General features: G+C 55.7%; 16 protein-coding genes and 1 pseudogene. 10 read left to right on the top strand and 7 right to left on the bottom strand.

What is annotated here, in order from left to right:
* The 5 genes and pseudogenes from AB8B76_RS14695 to AB8B76_RS14675 form a co-directional block, all read right to left on the bottom strand.
* Window positions 1-718: pseudogene (locus tag AB8B76_RS14695) on the bottom strand (xanthine dehydrogenase family protein molybdopterin-binding subunit); the annotation flags it as partial.
* Window positions 711-1,238, bottom strand: a complete 528-nt coding sequence (locus AB8B76_RS14690; RefSeq protein WP_405273617.1) for a (2Fe-2S)-binding protein — start codon at window positions 1,236-1,238, stop codon at window positions 711-713. The gene AB8B76_RS14690 and the pseudogene AB8B76_RS14695, both read right to left, overlap by 8 nt.
* A gap of 110 nt (window positions 1,239-1,348) precedes the next feature.
* Window positions 1,349-1,939 (bottom strand): START domain-containing protein, encoded by a 591-nt coding sequence (locus tag AB8B76_RS14685; protein WP_405273616.1) that lies wholly within the window; start codon window positions 1,937-1,939, stop codon window positions 1,349-1,351.
* 14 nt (window positions 1,940-1,953) lie between these two features.
* Window positions 1,954-2,796, bottom strand: coding sequence for a glutathione-dependent disulfide-bond oxidoreductase (gene yghU, locus AB8B76_RS14680; protein ID WP_405273615.1), 843 nt, complete (start codon window positions 2,794-2,796; stop codon window positions 1,954-1,956).
* A 70-nt stretch (window positions 2,797-2,866) separates the two neighbouring features.
* Window positions 2,867-3,670 carry a PaaX gene (locus AB8B76_RS14675; RefSeq protein WP_405273614.1) on the bottom strand — a complete coding sequence of 268 codons (804 nt, stop codon included), beginning with the start codon at window positions 3,668-3,670 and terminating at the stop codon, window positions 2,867-2,869.
* Window positions 3,671-3,758: 88 nt separating this feature from the next.
* On the opposite strand from AB8B76_RS14675, the gene AB8B76_RS14670 reads away from it, so the two are divergent.
* From AB8B76_RS14670 to AB8B76_RS14655, 4 genes are all read left to right on the top strand, one after another.
* On the top strand, window positions 3,759-4,697 hold the full coding sequence (locus tag AB8B76_RS14670; protein WP_405273613.1) for a fatty acid desaturase family protein: 939 nt from the start codon (window positions 3,759-3,761) through the stop codon (window positions 4,695-4,697).
* Between the two features lie 146 nt (window positions 4,698-4,843).
* The gene (locus AB8B76_RS14665; protein WP_405273611.1) at window positions 4,844-6,835 is read left to right on the top strand and encodes a sodium-translocating pyrophosphatase; all 1,992 of its coding nucleotides are present in this window, start codon (window positions 4,844-4,846) and stop codon (window positions 6,833-6,835) included.
* Window positions 6,836-6,883: 48 nt separating this feature from the next.
* Complete coding sequence (locus AB8B76_RS14660; protein WP_405273610.1) at window positions 6,884-8,230, top strand: amidohydrolase family protein; 1,347 nt, start codon at window positions 6,884-6,886, stop codon at window positions 8,228-8,230.
* Window positions 8,231-8,232: 2 nt separating this feature from the next.
* Window positions 8,233-9,564, top strand: coding sequence for a nucleobase:cation symporter-2 family protein (locus AB8B76_RS14655; protein WP_405273609.1), 1,332 nt, complete (start codon window positions 8,233-8,235; stop codon window positions 9,562-9,564).
* On the opposite strand, the gene AB8B76_RS14650 is transcribed toward AB8B76_RS14655, so the two are convergent.
* Window positions 9,545-10,108, bottom strand: a complete 564-nt coding sequence (locus tag AB8B76_RS14650; protein WP_405273608.1) for a phosphoribosyltransferase — start codon at window positions 10,106-10,108, stop codon at window positions 9,545-9,547. The two genes, AB8B76_RS14655 and AB8B76_RS14650, sit on opposite strands and share 20 nt — an antisense overlap.
* 189 nt (window positions 10,109-10,297) lie before the next feature.
* On the opposite strand from AB8B76_RS14650, the gene AB8B76_RS14645 reads away from it, so the two are divergent.
* Genes AB8B76_RS14645 through AB8B76_RS14620 form a run of 6 tightly spaced genes read left to right on the top strand, consistent with a single transcriptional unit; the run spans window position 10,298 to window position 14,205 of the window.
* Complete coding sequence (locus tag AB8B76_RS14645; RefSeq protein ID WP_405273606.1) at window positions 10,298-11,440, top strand: amine dehydrogenase large subunit; 1,143 nt, start codon at window positions 10,298-10,300, stop codon at window positions 11,438-11,440.
* Between the two features lie 3 nt (window positions 11,441-11,443).
* Window positions 11,444-11,980 carry a MauE/DoxX family redox-associated membrane protein gene (locus AB8B76_RS14640; RefSeq protein ID WP_405273605.1) on the top strand — a complete coding sequence of 179 codons (537 nt, stop codon included), beginning with the start codon at window positions 11,444-11,446 and terminating at the stop codon, window positions 11,978-11,980.
* Window positions 11,970-12,578, top strand: a complete 609-nt coding sequence (locus tag AB8B76_RS14635; protein ID WP_405273603.1) for a thiol-disulfide isomerase — start codon at window positions 11,970-11,972, stop codon at window positions 12,576-12,578. The genes AB8B76_RS14640 and AB8B76_RS14635 overlap by 11 nt, the downstream gene beginning before the upstream one ends.
* Complete coding sequence (locus AB8B76_RS14630) at window positions 12,575-13,156, top strand: methylamine dehydrogenase light chain (protein ID WP_405273602.1); 582 nt, start codon at window positions 12,575-12,577, stop codon at window positions 13,154-13,156. Before AB8B76_RS14635 ends, AB8B76_RS14630 begins: the two co-directional genes overlap by 4 nt.
* 3 nt (window positions 13,157-13,159) lie before the next feature.
* The gene (locus tag AB8B76_RS14625) at window positions 13,160-13,594 is read left to right on the top strand and encodes a c-type cytochrome (protein ID WP_405273601.1); all 435 of its coding nucleotides are present in this window, start codon (window positions 13,160-13,162) and stop codon (window positions 13,592-13,594) included.
* A complete protein-coding gene (locus tag AB8B76_RS14620) occupies window positions 13,591-14,205 on the top strand; it encodes a phosphoribosyltransferase (RefSeq protein WP_405273600.1) in 615 nt (204 codons plus the stop codon). The genes AB8B76_RS14625 and AB8B76_RS14620 overlap by 4 nt, the downstream gene beginning before the upstream one ends.
* Before the next feature lie 17 nt (window positions 14,206-14,222).
* Here AB8B76_RS14620 and AB8B76_RS14615 read toward each other — a convergent pair whose 3' ends face one another.
* Window positions 14,223-17,480 carry a glycosyl hydrolase gene (locus AB8B76_RS14615; RefSeq protein WP_405273599.1) on the bottom strand — a complete coding sequence of 1,086 codons (3,258 nt, stop codon included), beginning with the start codon at window positions 17,478-17,480 and terminating at the stop codon, window positions 14,223-14,225.
* Window positions 17,481-17,512: the final 32 nt, after the last annotated feature.

Below are 17,512 nucleotides of genomic sequence, written 5' to 3'. Positions count from 1 at the left end.
CCTTGGCAGGTATATCGCGGCGGGGAGCACTCTTCCCCATAATGCGGAACTGCTCCGGTGTTTTGAGCGCTGGTGTAGGTGACGGCGACATTTGCGACGCAGCCAAAGCAAACTCCGCAAAAGGAGCTCGTTTACCCGAGTTCCTATCGATGATGTGGGTATCGCGTGCATCCAACTGCGCGGTGGGAACGCCCCAGGCCTCACTGGCCGCGTTGATCAGCATCTCTCGGGCAGCAGCACCGGCTACACGAACGCCATAGACGCCAGTAGCGCGGATAGAGGCGCTGCCTCCGGTGATCTGCATCTTCATGGCTTTCATGATCTGAAGCATGGCGCCATCGACAGTCGGGACCAAGGCCTTAGGAATATCCGCATCTCCGAGTAGAAACCCTTTGCCCAAAGCCCAGTTTGCGTACTCATCAATAGCCGGTGCTTCTAAAAAGCTCGTGTCTTCCCAGCTGGCGTCTAGTTCATCAGCAAGCATTTGGGTTAGCGCGTTTTGGGCACCCTGCCCCATCTCGCTATGCGCAGCGACAAGCGTGACCTTGTTCCGAGGGTCGATTTTGACCCACATGTTCACCAGGACCTCACCATCTTCGGTGACCTGACCCGCGACCTTTGGCGCGCGATGACCGGGGCGAATTGCTACGCCTACGGCCAGAGCGCCTCCCGCGAGGACGCCGGTGGTGATGAATGCGCGTCTCGTCCACTTACCCATGATTCGCCACCTCGCTACTGCCGTCTGAAGCGGGGTCAAAGGTTTGTACCACCGCCGCTTGCTGGGAAGCGGCCAACTTCACCGCCGCCCTTATGCGCGGATACATTCCACAGCGACACACATTGCCAGACATTGCCGCATCAATAGCTGCATCATCGGGATTTGGATTGCTATCCAACAGCGCCGCGGCGCTCATAAGCTGACCTGACTGGCAGTATCCGCACTGAGGAACCTGCTTTTCGATCCACGCGCTTTGCAAGGGATGCATAGCATCGCCCGGAACGAGATCGGCCAAACCTTCAATAGTGGTGACTTCACCTCCAGCCGCCGCTGAAACGGGGGTTACACAGCTACGAATCGCCCGCCCGTTGAGATGCACGGTACAAGCACCGCACTGCGCTATGCCGCAGCCGAACTTGGTACCTGTCATAGCGAGATTCTCTCGGATGGCCCAAAGCAAGGGCATAGCCGGATCTACATCCAGCTCCCTTTGCTCACCGTTGACGCTCAAAACAATCATGTTGTGTCTCTCGTTTAATGCCGGTTTATTGCCGGCGTATTGTCGCATGGTGTTCCCGCTATCCCCTGGGGTGGGAACAGGCGGATTATCTTCGGATGCCAGCTTAGCTATTAACTCTCAAAATACTCTTTTAGCGCCTGCAGGGCTGCCTTAGGTGTTTCGATGACTCGCGCGTTCACCAGGCCGCTGGGAATGTTACCTCCCGGCTCGACATGAAACTCCCAGTGCAAAGCAGTAGCGCCGTCGCTGTCCTTCAGCTCCCAAAAGCCAGCAGCGGCTCGAATACGTACAGCGTCGCCAGACTCCGGGACCGTGTCGGGTGCGACTCCTACAACTATCTTTATAGAGGAACCGCTACGCTCCAGGTTTTGCGTGTAAATTGCGTCGCGGTCCTTTACGGGCCAGGGCGCATCCGTGCGGACGTAATTGGCCCAGTCATCACCGTCAAGCTCCAGTCGCCTAGCCTCCACTGTGTCCGGAAACCAATCGGGATAGCTCTCAATATCACGGAGCCGAGCAAGAACGTCCTCGGGAGAGGCGGCTATCAGGGCTGTTGCTCGAAAAGCCTTGTAGTTGGAGTCATCGACATCACGAGTATCAACCTGCACACCGCCTTCATCAAACTGGGTCTCCCAATCACTAGACAGGGCACTTCCTGCCCAAACAATCCCGATTACCAGACCCATCGCTCGAATCAACATAGCGACCGCCGCCTTCATCGTTTTATGTCGGCCGCGCTGTGACGCTCCAGAACTTGCTCCTCTTCCGGCCCCCAGGCGCGATTAACGCAGCGCCCCCTAATCACGCCGGGACGTTCAAAGATTTCCTCAGACCAGCGTATGACGTTTTTGTAGGAGGCCACGTCGAGAAACTCTGCGGCTTCGTAAAGTTTGCCCATGGCGAGCGCGCCATACCAAGGGAAGGTAGCCATATCGGCGATAGTGTATTCGTCGCCACACAGATAAGCGCGATCAGAGAGATTTTGGTCCAAGACATCCAGTTGGCGCTTTACCTCCATCGCGTAGCGATTGATGGGGTACTCAAACTTCTCCGGGGCGTAGGCATAGAAATGGCCAAAGCCACCACCCAGAAACGGCGCGCTGCCCATCTGCCACATGAGCCACGAATAACACTCAGCCCGGGAAGCCAAATCTTTCGGCAGAAACGCATCAAACTTTTCTGCAAGATATAAGAGCATCGCGCCGCTCTCGAATAGACGTACCGGGGTGTCGCCACTCTGATCGACCATGGCAGGGATTTTTGAATTGGGGTTAACGCTGACAAAGCCACTGCTGAACTGAGCGCCTTCCTGGATATTGATTAGCCAGGCGTCGTACTCCGCTTCGCTTATACCCAGCTGCAGGAGCTCCTCCAGCATCACCGTTACCTTCACCCCATTCGGGGTCGCCAAAGAGTAGAGCTGAAACGGATGCTCACCCACTGGCAGTTCCTTGTCATGGGTCGCTCCAGCGATTGGACGATTGATGCTGGCAAATTTGCCACCGCTTTCTGTATCCCAGGTCCATACCTTGGGCGGTTCATACTGTGTCTCACTCATAGTATCGAGGTGTCCATATAGTTCATTAAACCTACTGTGCGAGTTAAAAAAAGGGGGCGCTCTCACAGCGTCATGCGCTGTAACTCTGAAACCGTACCCAGGCATCTCGCCCAAACGCGTCATAAGCTACCATCGTTTGATGCATTTTTCGCCGGGCCGTAACGTCAATCATGCTATCGGGCAATAGAGGATCGCTCGTGACCTGACGAATGACCGCCTCACCTAACAGGAAAGTCTCCCTCGCCAAAGCGTCACTCTCCTGCGCGTCTCCTCGGCCCATGCTATCTAGCATCGCCTGCGTCAGCGCTTTGTACCGCTCCTCGAGCATGGCCCCGGACCAAAGAACGCTGGTCGGAACGGTCGCTCCCAACAGTGAGTCAACCCGCAAGATTACGGCGCCTGGTTCCAGACCCAACTCAACAAGTCGCCCTCGGGTTTCCGCAGGGGTTTCGAGATAGTTGGCAGGCCGGCACCAGAGACCCGGATGCAGCTCAGCAAAACCTTCAAGCTCCAGTGAGTGCTCTCGCACCCTTAAGGTGGTTTTGTCTCGGCGCCCTAAATGGGCGGTATGCGCCATGAGCCAGCGTCCATCCCAGGGGCCTACGCGCTGTTCCGCTGAAACCCAACGCCGCGCGGTTTCACTCAAAACCTTGCCTCGGTCCCCTATGGCGTAGCGACCTCGGGAGACGCTGCGCAAAAAACCGGACTTCACCAGTCGTCCAAGAGCAACGCGCATAGCCGTGGGATCAATGGCAAAGAGTTCTCCCCAATGCAAACACTCACGCGCTGTGATTTCGGCGAGGTCCGGCGAGCTAAGAAGAGAAAGGACGAGACGCTTCGGCGTCGGCCACTTATACGTTGTGGGATCAAACATGCAGGAATCTTAGCACCGATAAATATAACAAAAATATGCGCATTGTTATTTTCTATGTTACTTTTGAGGCTCTCAAAAGGACACCACCATGAAAGCGTCAGATTATCTTAGCCGGGATGAAGTCAAACACTACACGCGTCGCAGCGATGCCGTTGGCTTGTGGCTGATATTCAAAAGCTGGCTGGGAATCGTCGCCGTGTTTGCCATGGTCGCGCTATGGACCAACCCACTCACCATCGCCCTGGCGATCCTGCTTCTGGGAGGCCGGCAACTCGGCCTGTCCATTCTGATGCACGAGGCCGGTCACAAGACACTATTCAAAACCCAAAAACTCAATGAAGTCCTGGGGCAGTGGCTCGGAGCCTATCCAGTCTTGGGTGATTGTGATGCCTACGGGGCCTCACACCGCGAGCACCACCGTCTTGCGGGCACGGATCAGGATCCTGATTTGCCCAACTATCGAAAGTACCCCATTGCCGCGGACAGCTTTCGTCGGAAGCTTTTAAGAGATGTCACGGGTCAGACAGGTGTCAGGCAGCTGACAAGTCTGTTAAGCGGCGCCGGGAATCGAATCATGATGCGCAGTGGCGAAGGTAACAGTGCGCTTCGTCAGGGTTTGATTGCGAATGCAGCCCTGCTGGCGGTCCTTTGGCTCTGCGGTGCGACCTGGCTTTATTTACTTTGGGTCGCGGCTTACCTAACCAGCTACCCTTTGGTGGCGCGCATTCGACAAGTTGCCGAGCATGGCAATGTCACGGCGCTCTATGAAATGGATCCTCGCGGCAACACTCGCACTACGCGCGCAAACTGGTTAGAGCGATTAATCCTGTGCCCAAACAACGTGAACTTTCATATCGAGCATCATCTTTTGCCCAGCGTACCGCTCTGGCAGCTGGAGAACCTTCACAAGGAGCTCAGCGCCCGCGGATTTTATGAGGACTACCCGGACGCCGTCGCCGATGGTTATTGGAGCGTCATCAAGCGCGTCGTACCCGATTTCGATCGGAGTGCGACTGCTGCAGCCTGAGCGCATCCGGGCAAAAGCGCGCTACCTCTAAAACTCAAAAAAGGACTTTTGAAGGCACTGAACAGCGCTAGCAAATCTCTCCTCGTCTTACGCCTTTTCTTTTCTATACTGAGAGGGCATCAAAACAATAAGAAGGAGTACGCAATATGTTCTTTGACTACCTGCTCTATCCTCCGATTGTGGGCGCCGTCGGTCTCATCGCGGCATTCATCATCTATCACATCATGATCCGCCATAACCATGGCGACGGTAATGTAAAAAAAATCGGCGACCAGATTCATCTGGGCGCCATGGTGTTCATGCAGCGCGAGTACAAAATGCTTGCGATGTTCGCAGCCGTACTGCTGCTCGGTATTTTTGTTTCGCCCTTAGGCACTAATACCGCCATTGCTTTCACGGCGGGCGCTGTATCTTCTGCAACAGCAGGATTCCTCGGTATGTTCGCGGCTACAAAAGCGAATGTGCGCACCGCTGTTGCGGCACACAATCATGGCCAAGCCCAGGCGTTAACGATCGCCTTTTACGGTGGATCCATCATGGGGCTCTGCGTTGCGTCGCTCGGCCTCATTGGCCTCGGAAGCCTCTATTACTACTTTGGAGGCGATCCAGAAACGGCTCACGCTATCCATGGTTTTGGTATGGGCGCTTCCGTAGTAGCCCTCTTCTCCCGCGTAGGTGGAGGCATTTTCACGAAGAGTGCCGATGTGGGCGCAGACCTCGTGGGCAAAGTGGAAGCGGGGATTCCTGAAGACGATCCGCGCAACCCTGGCGTCATAGCAGACAACGTGGGGGATAACGTAGGTGACATTGCCGGCATGGGTTCAGACATCTTCGAATCTTACTGCGGCTCCATGATCGCCTGCATCGCCATCGCCTCAACTATGGCCATCGATAAGCAGGCAGAAATGATGTTCCTGCCTCTAGCGCTGGCAACTATCGGTTTGGTGGCTTCGGTACTGGGTATTCTTATCGTTCGTATGCGCTCCAGCGCCGCACCAGAGGCTGCGCTGCGCACCGGTACGCTCATCGCGCCTGCCGTGTTTGCCGGTATTGCCTGGCTCATGATGCAAGAGATGGGACTCGACATGAACGTGTGGTGGTCGGTTGTCGCAGGTGCTATCGGCGGCGTGCTCATCGGGCTGATTACCGAGTACTACACAGGCTCTCACCCCGTCCGCAAAATCGCTAAGGCTGGTGATACAGGACCTGCAACGGTCATGATCAGCGGATTGGCGGTAGGTATGGAATCAGTTGTTCTGCCGGTACTTTTCCTAGCCGCGATCATTTGGGTGTCCACAGAGCTCTCAGGTCTTTACGGCGTGGGTATCGCCGCAGTCGGCATGCTCTCTACCGTCGGTATCACTATGGCTATTGACGCTTATGGTCCGGTTGCAGATAACGCAGGCGGCATTGCAGAGATGGCAGGTATGGGTGAAGACACCCGGCGCATTACCGATGGCCTCGACGAGGTGGGCAACACCACGGCTGCAATCGGTAAGGGCTTCGCCATCGGGGCTGCCGCGCTAGCTGCTTTGGCGATCATTGCCGCCTTTGTGCAGACGGTGCAGGTGAACAACCCGGGCTTTTCTCTGGAACTCTCGGATCCCACGGTTCTGGTAGGGCTGTTTATTGGCGGCACCATTCCCTTTCTTATCGCATCGATCACCATGACGGCGGTGGGTGATGCCGCCTTCGACATGATCAACGAGATCCGACGTCAGTTTCATGAGATTCCCGGCCTCCTCGAGGGCACTGCCGAGCCCGACACAGCCCGCTGTGTGGACATTGCGACCACTGCGGCACTTCGTCGGATGATCCTGCCAGGCGCTATCGCTGTCTCCGCCCCTGTAGTCGTAGGTATGGGACTTGGCGCAGCGTCGCTGGGTGGCATGCTTGGGGGCGCGCTGCTAGGCTGCGTACTTATGGCTCTTATGATGGCAAACGCCGGAGGCGCCTGGGATAACGCCAAGAAGTATGTCGAGAAAGGCAACCACGGTGGTAAAGGTTCACCAACGCACTCTGCCTGCGTGGTGGGCGATACCGTGGGTGACCCCTTCAAAGATACGTCGGGCCCATCCATGAACATTCTGATTAACGTGATGGCAATTGTGAGTTTGGTAATCGCTCCCTTGCTATAGCAGCTGTCTATGCGGCTGTAGGCTCTCCACAAGAGGAACTCAGCCGCCATGATTGAGGCCGATCTCGCCATTATTGGCGGCGAAATTTTGACTATGACCCAGCAATCCCAAGCTGGGAACTCCGCGGCGTTGAAAGGCGCCGTTCTCGTTTCTGAGAATCGAATTATTGCCGTCGGTGACGAAGCAGAGATCGGGCCCTACGTCGCCAAGAAGACCATCGATGCCACGGACCAGGTAGTCATGCCCGGTTTCAGCAACTGCCACACGCATATCGGTTCAAACGTGTTACTGCGGGGCCTCAACGAAGACGCCAAGCTCTTTGAATGGCTTCAAAGCATGTGGCGCCTCAAACAAAATTTTGATCATGAGACTCTGCGTCTGGCGAGCCTCGCTGGACTTGCGGAGATGGCGCTGGCGGGTATCACCAGTTTTAACGAACACTTCGATGCCTACTCGGTGAGCCCTGAAATCAACGCACTGGAGACAATCCCACTGCGCGCTACTTTGGGTTACGGCTTTGCGGACATTGGTCTGTACGGCGATTTGAAAGATTGGTCCTACGGCGCGCTGGATAACTTTGGTGAAATTGCCAAGGAGCATCACAACACACTCGATGGTCGCCTGCGCGTGGCCTTGTCACCCCACGCCACTTATTCCTGTACAGAAAAGCTGTGGCGGCAGTGCGCGGACGTCGCCGGCGAGCATCAGCTCACCATCCACACACATCTATCAGAAGGCCAGCAGGAGCATCAGTTCGTTTCAGACAATCACGGCATGACGCCTACCGGCTGGTTGCATAGCATGGGCTTGCTTGGCCCTCATCTCACTGCGGCGCATTGCACCACGCTGACCGACGACGACATCGCTCTCATGGCCGAGCATGATGTGAAAGTTGCGCACTGCCCAATTAGCAACGCGAAGCTGTGCTCGGGCATTATGCCCATACGTAAGTTAATGGAAGCCGGCGTCACTGTAGGGCTTGCCACCGATGGTCCGGCAAGTCACAACACGCTCGATATGTTTCAGGAAATGAAGTTCGGCGCGATTACCCACAAGAACCACAACCTGGACCCCGAGTTACTCACCGTTAGTGAAATGCTTGAAATGGGCACACGGGAAGCTGCCAAGGCGATGCATCTGGACGAGGCAGGTACCCTCGCCCCAGGTCAGCTTGCAGACATCATTGTCGTCGATCTCAACAACGCCCATTGTGCCCCACGCTACGACTCTCAGGCGGCATTGGTATATTCAAGCCGCGCGGACGATGTTATTCATACCATTGTGGATGGGCAGGTAGTAGTAGAGAACGGCGTGCTCCAAGGAGTCGACCTCCAGGGAATGTTAGGCGAACTCCGTGAGCGCGCCGGCAATCTCCGCCAGCGAAGTGGAGCTTAAGGATGCAAGATAACGACACCGCACATCCCGTAAACGAATGGCTGCCCCTGCGTTGGACTTTGCCCCTTGGCTTTCAGCAACTCCTGGCAGCCTACGCCAGCATCATCATTGCACCGCTGGTTCTCGCCAGTGCACTGGGCTGGCCTCAGGAACAAACCACCTTTCTGCTGGCCTCTGGACTCTTTGGTAGCGGCGTTGCCACATTAATCCAATGCCTCGGGATCCCGGGTCTTCCCATCGGCACACGCTTGCCCGTAGTCCAGGGCACGACCGTCGCTGTAATCCCACCACTGATCGCCATTGGCGCCAATGGCGACCTCACAGCCATGTTCGGGGGCACGATAGTCGGTGGCACTGTTTGCCTTTTACTCGCCGGATCCTGGAGTAAGCTTTTGCGCTTTTTTCCGCCGCTGGTCACAGGCACGGTAATCACGGTTATCGGAGTCAGCCTCATGCCGGTTGCGGTGATGTGGTTGAGCGGAGGTCGGGGCTTTGGCGCTCAAGACACAAGCATGGCAGAAGTGAGCCTCGGGCTTGGCACCCTTCTCCTGGTGCTACTAGTTATGCGCTTTGGCCACGATTTTCTCGCGCGCACTTCCATACTCGTGGGTTTGGTCGCTGGCGGTATTGCTGGTGCTCTTATGGGGATGTCTGACTTTAGCGGGGTTTCTACCGCCAGTTGGGCGAGCATTCCTATGCCCTTCGCTTTCGGCCCACCCACCTTCACCGTTGCAGCCTGCGCCGCGATGACCGTCACCATGCTCGTCACTATGGTGGAGTCTACAGGCGATTACTTGGCGATCGGTGAAGTCTGCGAGCAGGAGGTCGATGAAAAACGCCTCGCCGCAGGACTCCGTGCTGAAGGTCTAGGCACTATCATCGGCGGTTTGTTCAACGCCTTTCCCTTCACTACCTTCTCTCAGAACATCGGGGTAATTCGCGTCTCTGGCGTGCGCAGCCGCTTTGTTGTGGCCGCCACAGGTGTCATGCTCATACTGCTGAGTCTCGCGCCAAAAGCAGCAGCTCTAGTGGCGAATATTCCTACCCCGGTACTGGGCGGCTGCGGACTGGTGTTGTTTGGCTCCATTGCGGCAACGGGGATTCAAACACTCCGCCGCGTAGACTTCGAGAACACGGGTAACGTACTCACGGTGGGAATCAGTCTGAGCGCTGCGATGTTAGTAGTGGCGAACCCCATTTACTTCTCGGCGCTGCCAAAAGCGGTAGCCGACATTCTCAACAACCCTATCACTCTAGGCGCAGTGAGTGCGGTGACGCTGAACTTATTGTTTAACGGTTCCCGTACGTCCGGGGTTATAGATAAGGCTGAATAATTTCAAATAGCGCAGGACGCTCTTTGGCCACCTCATCAGCACTCAATCCCTCCAGTGAGTGAGGATACTTGAGCCACTGCTCCGTCTCGTGGAGGAAGTAGTCGGGCACACGATCGGTAACGTTGCGAGTGGGCTTGAAGTAAGGAACGGCAACGCGAATGTCCTTGGGGGTGTTTAACCGAGCTTTCTCTTCGATGTAGCGGATAACCGCATCAATGGTACTGCCTGTATCAAACACGTCGTCCACTATCAGCAGCTTGTCTTCATGCGTGAGCTTCTTGATGAGGTAGTTCATGCCGTGAATGCGAATCTCCGATGACCGCCCGTCTATCTCGGGCTTGTACAAAGAGGTTCGGATCGCGATGTGATCAGTCTCGATACCGCAGTGGGCCAAGATCTCCTGCACAGCAACGCCCACGGGGGCACCGCCACGCCAAATAGCGATCATCATGGTCGGCCGAAAGCCGCTAGCCACTACATTCGCTCCCAGGCGAAAGGAGTCTTCAAGGAGCTCCTGGGCTCCTAGATACACTTTTTCCGACATGCTTTTCTCCTGACCCAGGCCCACTTTCGCTGCTGACTTTACGCACTCATGATCGATCTTTACCTAACTCATTGCCTAACTGCCACAGCTTGGTATAGCATCAGTTCAACCCTCGCGCGGTCGCAAGGTACATATTATTACTACAATCCCGCAAGCCACCGACCGCTAATCCCTACACTGGGAGGTAGCATGAAACACTACCTGGCAGCAGCGATACTTTGCGTAACGCAAAGTATCGCAGCACAGCCTTATGATTCTATCGTTGGTGAGTCCCGGAAGCTCGGAACTCCGAATGAACACTGGTTTTCTGCCCGGGGCAGCGAAATCGCCTATCTCATTAATGGCGATAAGGGCAGCGTGGAAGCGACGCTCACCCTATCGATGTTCTCTCCGGCAATCGAGCCGCATCTGGACGCAGGCCGCATTTACTCCTACGGCAGCTTCTACACGCGAACATTTTATGGCGATCGCACCGATGTCGTGCTGGTCTTTGATCTCGAGAATGCACTACCAATCAAAGAGATAGAGATTCCACCAAAGTCTGCGGGGATCGGTCACAGCGGCATGATTGGGCTGATTGAAGAGCGCTTTATCGGTGTGTGGAATATCACACCCGCTATGTCGGTGAGCGTAGTCGATACCTCTGACGACAGATTCGTAGGTGAGATCTCAACGCCAGGCTGTGCGGGCGTTTACCCGGTAGACGCGGGTTTTCTCATGGCCTGTGGCGACGGTCGCATTCAATACATTCGCCTCGACAGCGTCGGCGAAGAGGTAGATCGACTGCGTAGCGAATCATTTTTCAGTATGAGCGATGATCCTGTTTTTGATTACGCGGTGCCCACACCAGAGGGCTGGATGTTCATGTCGCTGGAAGGCATGGTTTACGAAGTGTCGGTGGCAAATGGCGCCGTGCAAATCAGTAAGCCCTGGTCAATCAATCCCGAGGACATCGAAGATGCTGCTGACCTCAATGGTGTTCCCATTGAGGCAGATGACGATTGGCGTATCGGTGGTCGACAAGCCTTTGCCTACAATGCGAGCGCCAATCTACTTGTGACTCTCATGCATCAGGGTGGCGGCCAGGAAACCTTTGAAGACGCGGGTACGCAGGTTTGGGCATTTAGCACTCAAACCCGTCGCAGAGCCTACGTATTAGAGCTCGACGAAGAAACCATGGGCAGCTCTCTGGAACTTACCGCTGACGATGAACCGCTATTGCTTATTGCACCGGCTGACGGCGGAGAACTACTGATTCACGATGCGCTAAGCAGCCGTTTGTTGCGCACCGTACCAGAGATCAATGCCAGCATGATTCAAAGGTTAGAGTAGTCTGTGATCGACCCACTCCTACAATTGACTCTCGCGCTCTCGCTCTTCTTGTTGTTTGTTAGCGCAAGCCAGCACAAACGCAGCGAAGCACGCCGGTTTCAAGCGCAACTAGATGCTTATGCGTTGCTGCCTGGAAATCTGGTGCCACTGATGGCTAGAGTTCTGCCCTGGCTGGAACTGGCGATCGCCATCGCGCTTCTGGTTCCCATAACTCGGGAGGCCGCGGGCTTCACCGCCATGCTGGTCTTGGGTATGTATGCGTTGGCCGTGCTCCTCAATCTTGTTCGCGGCAGGCGCGATATCGACTGTGGATGCGGGGGAACCCCTCAGCCACTGAGTTACTGGCTAGTTACGCGCAACATCGTACTAGCTGCGGGAGCGCTGATAGTCGCCCTACCAACAACATCACGGATACTTGGCGCGGCGGACGCCGCTGCGATGATATTCATGAGTGCGCTGCTGGTACTTAGCTACGTAACTGTTGGCCAACTTCTTCAAAACCAAAGTGCGCTTCAGGGCTGGAACCCATATGACCATTGATTCCCTAGCTGTTGCGGTTCTCATCCTCGGCCTTGTGGTCGCGCTGCTCGTGATTGTGGTACTCGCACTCGCTAGACAGATTGGGGTGCTGCACACCCGCCTGGCACCCGCAGGGGCGCTCATGAATACCGCGGGCCCGGAAGTAGGTTCCGCGGCGCCCAAGCTTGCTCTTCAGGATATAGACGGTGTGAGCGTCAACATTGGTGGCACGACGTCATCATCGACACTGATTTTGTTCGTCTCGCCGACCTGCCCGATCTGCAAGGAACTTGTTCCCGTGGCCTGCTCAATGGCGCGCTCCGACAAACTGCGTCTTCTGTTTGCGAGCGATGGTGGAGAGTTACCTCAGCACATCGAATACATAGAAAAGATGGGCATTGAGACTTACTCCTATCTGCTCTCCTCAGAGCTGGGACTCAAGTTTGCTGCGGGAAAACTACCCTATGCAGCACTTATCGATAGCGACGGTGTTCTGCGTTCCAGAGGTCTCGTGAACAGCCGTGAGCACCTCGAAAGTCTGGTGGAAGCCATGTTGAGTGGTTACGACTCTCTACAGGATTACCTCGTCAAAGAGCAGCAACTGGAGCAAGCCTCATGAGCACGCAAAATGAATTGCTAAAGCAGCTTCTCAGCGACATCGATGCCGCAACCACAGGCGTGGTGCGTTTTTTTGCGGGACGCACGTCTCGCCGCTCATTTTTGGGAAAGTTAGGCGCATTGGCAACGGGTATGGGAGCCTTCCCACTACTTCCTATGGCGCGCGAAGATGCAGGAAACGCTAATGCCTTAGCGGCTCCCGCCGCCGGATCCGAAGGAGCTATTTCGGAGATGGGCGATGAGCAAAGTTGCGATTACTGGCGCTATTGCGCTTTTAGCGGCCAGATTTGTAGCTGCTGTGGCGGCAGCATGACCCAGTGTCCCCCGGGCTCCGAAACCGCGAGCGTGGCCTGGGTCGGCACCTGCCACAACCCTCTAGATGGTCAGGACTATCTCATCTCCTATAACGATTGCTGCGGTAAGTCCGCCTGCGGTCGTTGTGGCTGTCATCGTTCAGAGGGAGACCGCCCGGTCTATTTTCCCTCAAAATCAAATAGCATTCTCTGGTGCTTTGGCTCTAACAGTCACGCTTATCACTGCACCCTTGCCCGGGTAGTGGGCAAAGCCGACGCAGGCTGAGCATTGCGCCTTCGCTCATTTGGACTCGCACTAGCGCCAGCGCTGTTGTGCGTAAATCTCGTACAGGCAGACCCCCAAGCAAACTATCTGCTGCACTGCGGCGGTTGCCATCTGGAAAACGGTGAGGGAACACTTCCGGAAGTTCCGGACCTGCGCCATGATCTGGACTGGCTTGCCCAAACGGCTGAAGGCCGCTCCTACCTCACTCGCGTGCCAGGAGCCTCGCAAGTTCCTCTTTCAGACCAGAAACTGGCGGACATCTATAATTGGATGTTCGACGTCTTCTACCCACCGCACAGTAACATCCCTCCCTTCAGTGGGGAGGAGATTGCGCGCACTAGAGGCTTACCTCTTTGGGACCCACTTAGCGCGAGAAAGGCTTTGCTCAGTGATCGCAAAGAAGTTACTCAGGCCAAAGAAGAGAGCCAGAACCAATGACAAACGCTACCGCCTCACTGCAAAAGACTTTTGTAGAAGAAGAGTCATTACTCCAAGACGCCTATCGTCTCGCGGTGTCAGTTTATGACAGCGGCTTTCGTCCTGACTTTATTGTAGGCGTATGGCGCGGCGGCTCCACCGTGGGCATCTACGTGCAGGAATGTCTTCAGTATCTGGGTGTTAAAACAGACCATATCGCCATCCGGACCTCCTATCGCGGGATGGAAAGCTACCTTAACAACGTGGAGAACCCCGAAGGTATTCGTGTGCACGGACTTCAATATCTCTACGAGACAATGAACAAGAACGACAATCTACTGATTGTCGATGACGTGTTTAGCAGTGGGCAAAATATAGAGGCGGTCATTCAACGACTGGAATCAAAATCCAAGCGCAACATGCCCGACGACGTACGAATTGCCGTGCCCTATTTCAAGCCCACCAAAAACCGAACCGGGCGCGTGCCCGATTACTACTTGCACGAAACCGATGACTGGCTGGTTTTACCGTACGAGATAACGGGCCTGAGCGATGCAGAAATTGCAACGCACAAGCCCTGGCTTGCAGAGATTTTGAAAGAAAGCCGCCAGGGATCTGGCGGCTCGGCCTAAGCGTCTATTAAATAAGCCTAGCTAGCGGGCACGGGCTGGCCCGCACCCCACGGCGCCCCAGCGGACTGCAGTTCTTTGCGCAGCGCTGGGATTTCGGTATCAATTACCGCATTGAGTCGCTCGCGAATTGGCGCAAACACCTCTACCGCATAGCCAAGACTCTGACGATGCGCGCCGGTTGGCCCGTAGCTGGAGTTAGACACTCCTCGTCTCGCATGACCCAACCAGCTGTTCACGCGGTGCAACTCATAGTTTCCCACCGCCTGCACAGACTTGTTGCCATTGAGCGCTTCATCAATTTCATAGAGCTCCTGATGCAGGTCATGGAGACGCTGGTCAATATCGCCAGGCGCTGCTGCCGTTACAGACAACATCTTTTGCATTGTCGCAATCGTCTCCATAGCGTCATCCAACGCATAGCGCGCGCCACTCACCTGCCCGGAGACAGCGGAGAGCTCTTTCCAGAACGCATCAACCTCATCCATGGACGCACCGCTAAGTGCTGAACCGTACATACGCTTCACTTCAAAGCTTACGGCCTCGTCCAGGAGACGGCTTTCACCGCCCTCAAGAAGAACAAGCTCAGCGCTGTAAGTGCCGGGCATCACCATAAAGCCCTTCGGTGGAAGGCCCTGCCAGTTTGGCGGAGTCTCTACAGAGCCGTAGTAAGGATGACGGAGATCCCAGGCAAGACGATGAAAACCCTTCTCCGTAGGCGCATCGAGACGACGGATCACATTGCCACTGGCATCGCGAATAACCATCATCAATGCAGGAGCTGCCTCTCTGCGCTCGGCTTCCACCGCGTCCCAACCTTCGAACTTCACTTGGCCACCTGCCTCAAGAACTTTCTTCTCTGCGTCTTGCCGGGTTTTCTCCAAAGTCGAAAAACCGTCCGCCAGGTGATAGGTCAGCACCGCGCCAAAAGGTGGATTCTCGGCGACATACAGATCATCACCTTGAGAGCCACGCTTTTTCGCACCCAACACTTTGCGCGGGAAGTACCAGTCGGCATCGCGCGCTTCAAACAGCGTGGCTTCCTGCTCCATCGCGTCGTCACTCAGTTCTCGTAGTGCAGAATAGTCATCCATGACAAAGAAACCACGCCCGAAACTTGCAGCTACTATGTCATTCTCGCGTCGCTGAATTTGGATATCACGAATAGATATTGTTGGCATACCCGCACTGAACTTCTCCCAGCTGTCGCCGCCGTTTAGCGTCATAAACACGCCGAACTCAGTACCGGCAAACATCAGGCCTGCCCGCTCGTGATCCTGTACGAGTCGCCAAACAAGATGCCGATCGGGAATCCCGTCTGTGATGCTGCTCCAGCTGCGACCACGGTTTCGGCTCACCAGAAGGTAGGGCTTAAAGTCGCCGTACTTGTGATTATCCAAGGCCACGTAAACGGTGTCTGCATCGTGCAGGTCAGCACGAATGTCATTTACAAAAGCCGTTTTAGGTACGCCGGGCATCGAGCCCACCTCTAAGCGACGCCAGCTGTCGCCTCGGTTCTCGGATACCTGAATCAAACCATCGTCGGTTGCTGCATAGAGCAAACCCTCGACCAGGGGCGATTCCGCCAGAGATGTAATGGTGTTGTAGTCCGACATGGCGAACATGTCCCAGGGCGCGTCCCAGCTCCAAGTCTGATCCATGAGAGGCATGAGCATTCGGTCTTCATCGCGGGTCAGATCGCCAGAGATCGCCGTCCAATCGTCACCGCGGTTATCCGAGCGCCACACACGCTGAGAAGCGAAGTAAATGCGCGCCGGCGAATGAGGACTCACAAGGATCGGAGAATCCCAGTTGAATCGCTCGGGCGGATCACCCGGTGCCGGCTGCGGCTGAATATAGATGCTCTCGCCGGTGGTTGTATCTACACGGTTCAGGTTCCCCTTTTGGGACTCGGCGTACATGATGTCGGGGTTGCCCGGCTCCGTCGCAGGCTGATGGCCGTCACCACCCAGAATCACTTCCCAATCGGCATTGCGGATACCGTTCACGGTGTCCGTACGGGAGGGACCACCCTGGGTATTATTGTCCTGGGTACCACCGTAAATGTTGTAGAAGGGCTCAGTATCGTCCAGCGCAAGCTTGTAGTATTGAGTGACGGGCAGGTTGCTCATGTAGCGCCAGGTGTCGCCCAGATCAAAACTTTCGTACACACCGCCGTCGGTACCCATCATGATGTAGTCCGGATCCTCAGGATCAAACACGACCGCGTGCATGTCGCCATGCTGGTTAGGGTGAGGCATGGGCTCAAAGGTCAAACCACCGTCCTCGGACTTGAGCACCGTAGGACCTACCAGATACAGCCGGTCATGCTTATGCATACTGGCTGTGAGTTCCTGATAGTAATGTGGCCCTGTTCCGCCACTCACCGCATCCGCACCTTTCACCCAGCTTGCACCGCGATCATCGGAACGCCAGACACCGCCTTTACGTCGGTCCAGCTCTATCGCCGCGTAGACGACATCGGGATTCTGCAGGGAAATAGCTAGGCCGATCTTGCCCATATTGCCTTTGGGAAGACCCTGGGTCAGCTTGGTCCAGGTTTTACCACCATCGAGGGATCGGTGAAGGCCACTTTCGGGGCCACCGCCCATGTACGCGGCGACGGTGCGCTGGTGCTGCCAGGTAGCCGCATACAAAACGTTTGGATCACGGGAGTCGATAACCACATCGGTAACACCGGTCCACTCGCCACCGCCGAGGGTCTTTTCCCAGGTCTGACCACCATCGGTGGTCATGTATAAACCGCGCTCACCACCTTTGGTCCACAGCGGGCCCTGAACGGCGGCCCAAACGGTATTGGAATCCTCGGGGTGCACAATGATTGTGGAGATATGCTGCGACTCAGGCAGCCCCATATTTGTCCAGTTTTCTCCGCCGTCATCCGAGCGGTAAATACCGTCACCAAAGCCTATGTGGCGACCGCCGTTGTTCTCACCGGTGCCCACCCAAACGGTGTGGGGGTTACTCGGATCGATGGCCATAGCACCAATGGAGTAGGAGGTTTCATCATCGAAAACCGGGGTGAAGGTTACCCCTGCGTTGCTGGTCTTCCAGACGCCGCCGGAAGCTACACCCACATACCAGGTGCTGGAATCCGTGGGGTGGCGAGCGATATCGCCGATGCGACCAGACATAAAGCCCGGACCGATGTTGCGCCATTCAAGGCCTTTATAAGGAGTGGACGCTGCGTCTTGTGCTGCGCCAAAAACCGAGCCTGCAATGCACAGACCCAATAGTGTGCTTAAAATCCGCTTCATGCCGAAGTGTCTCTTCTTCAAAATCGGGCGCT

Source organism: Congregibacter sp. (assembly GCF_045107095.1).
Lineage (GTDB): Bacteria > Pseudomonadota > Gammaproteobacteria > Pseudomonadales > Halieaceae > Congregibacter.
The sequence above is the reverse complement of the archived record's forward strand: the minus strand, read 5'-3'. Positions and strand labels throughout refer to the sequence as shown.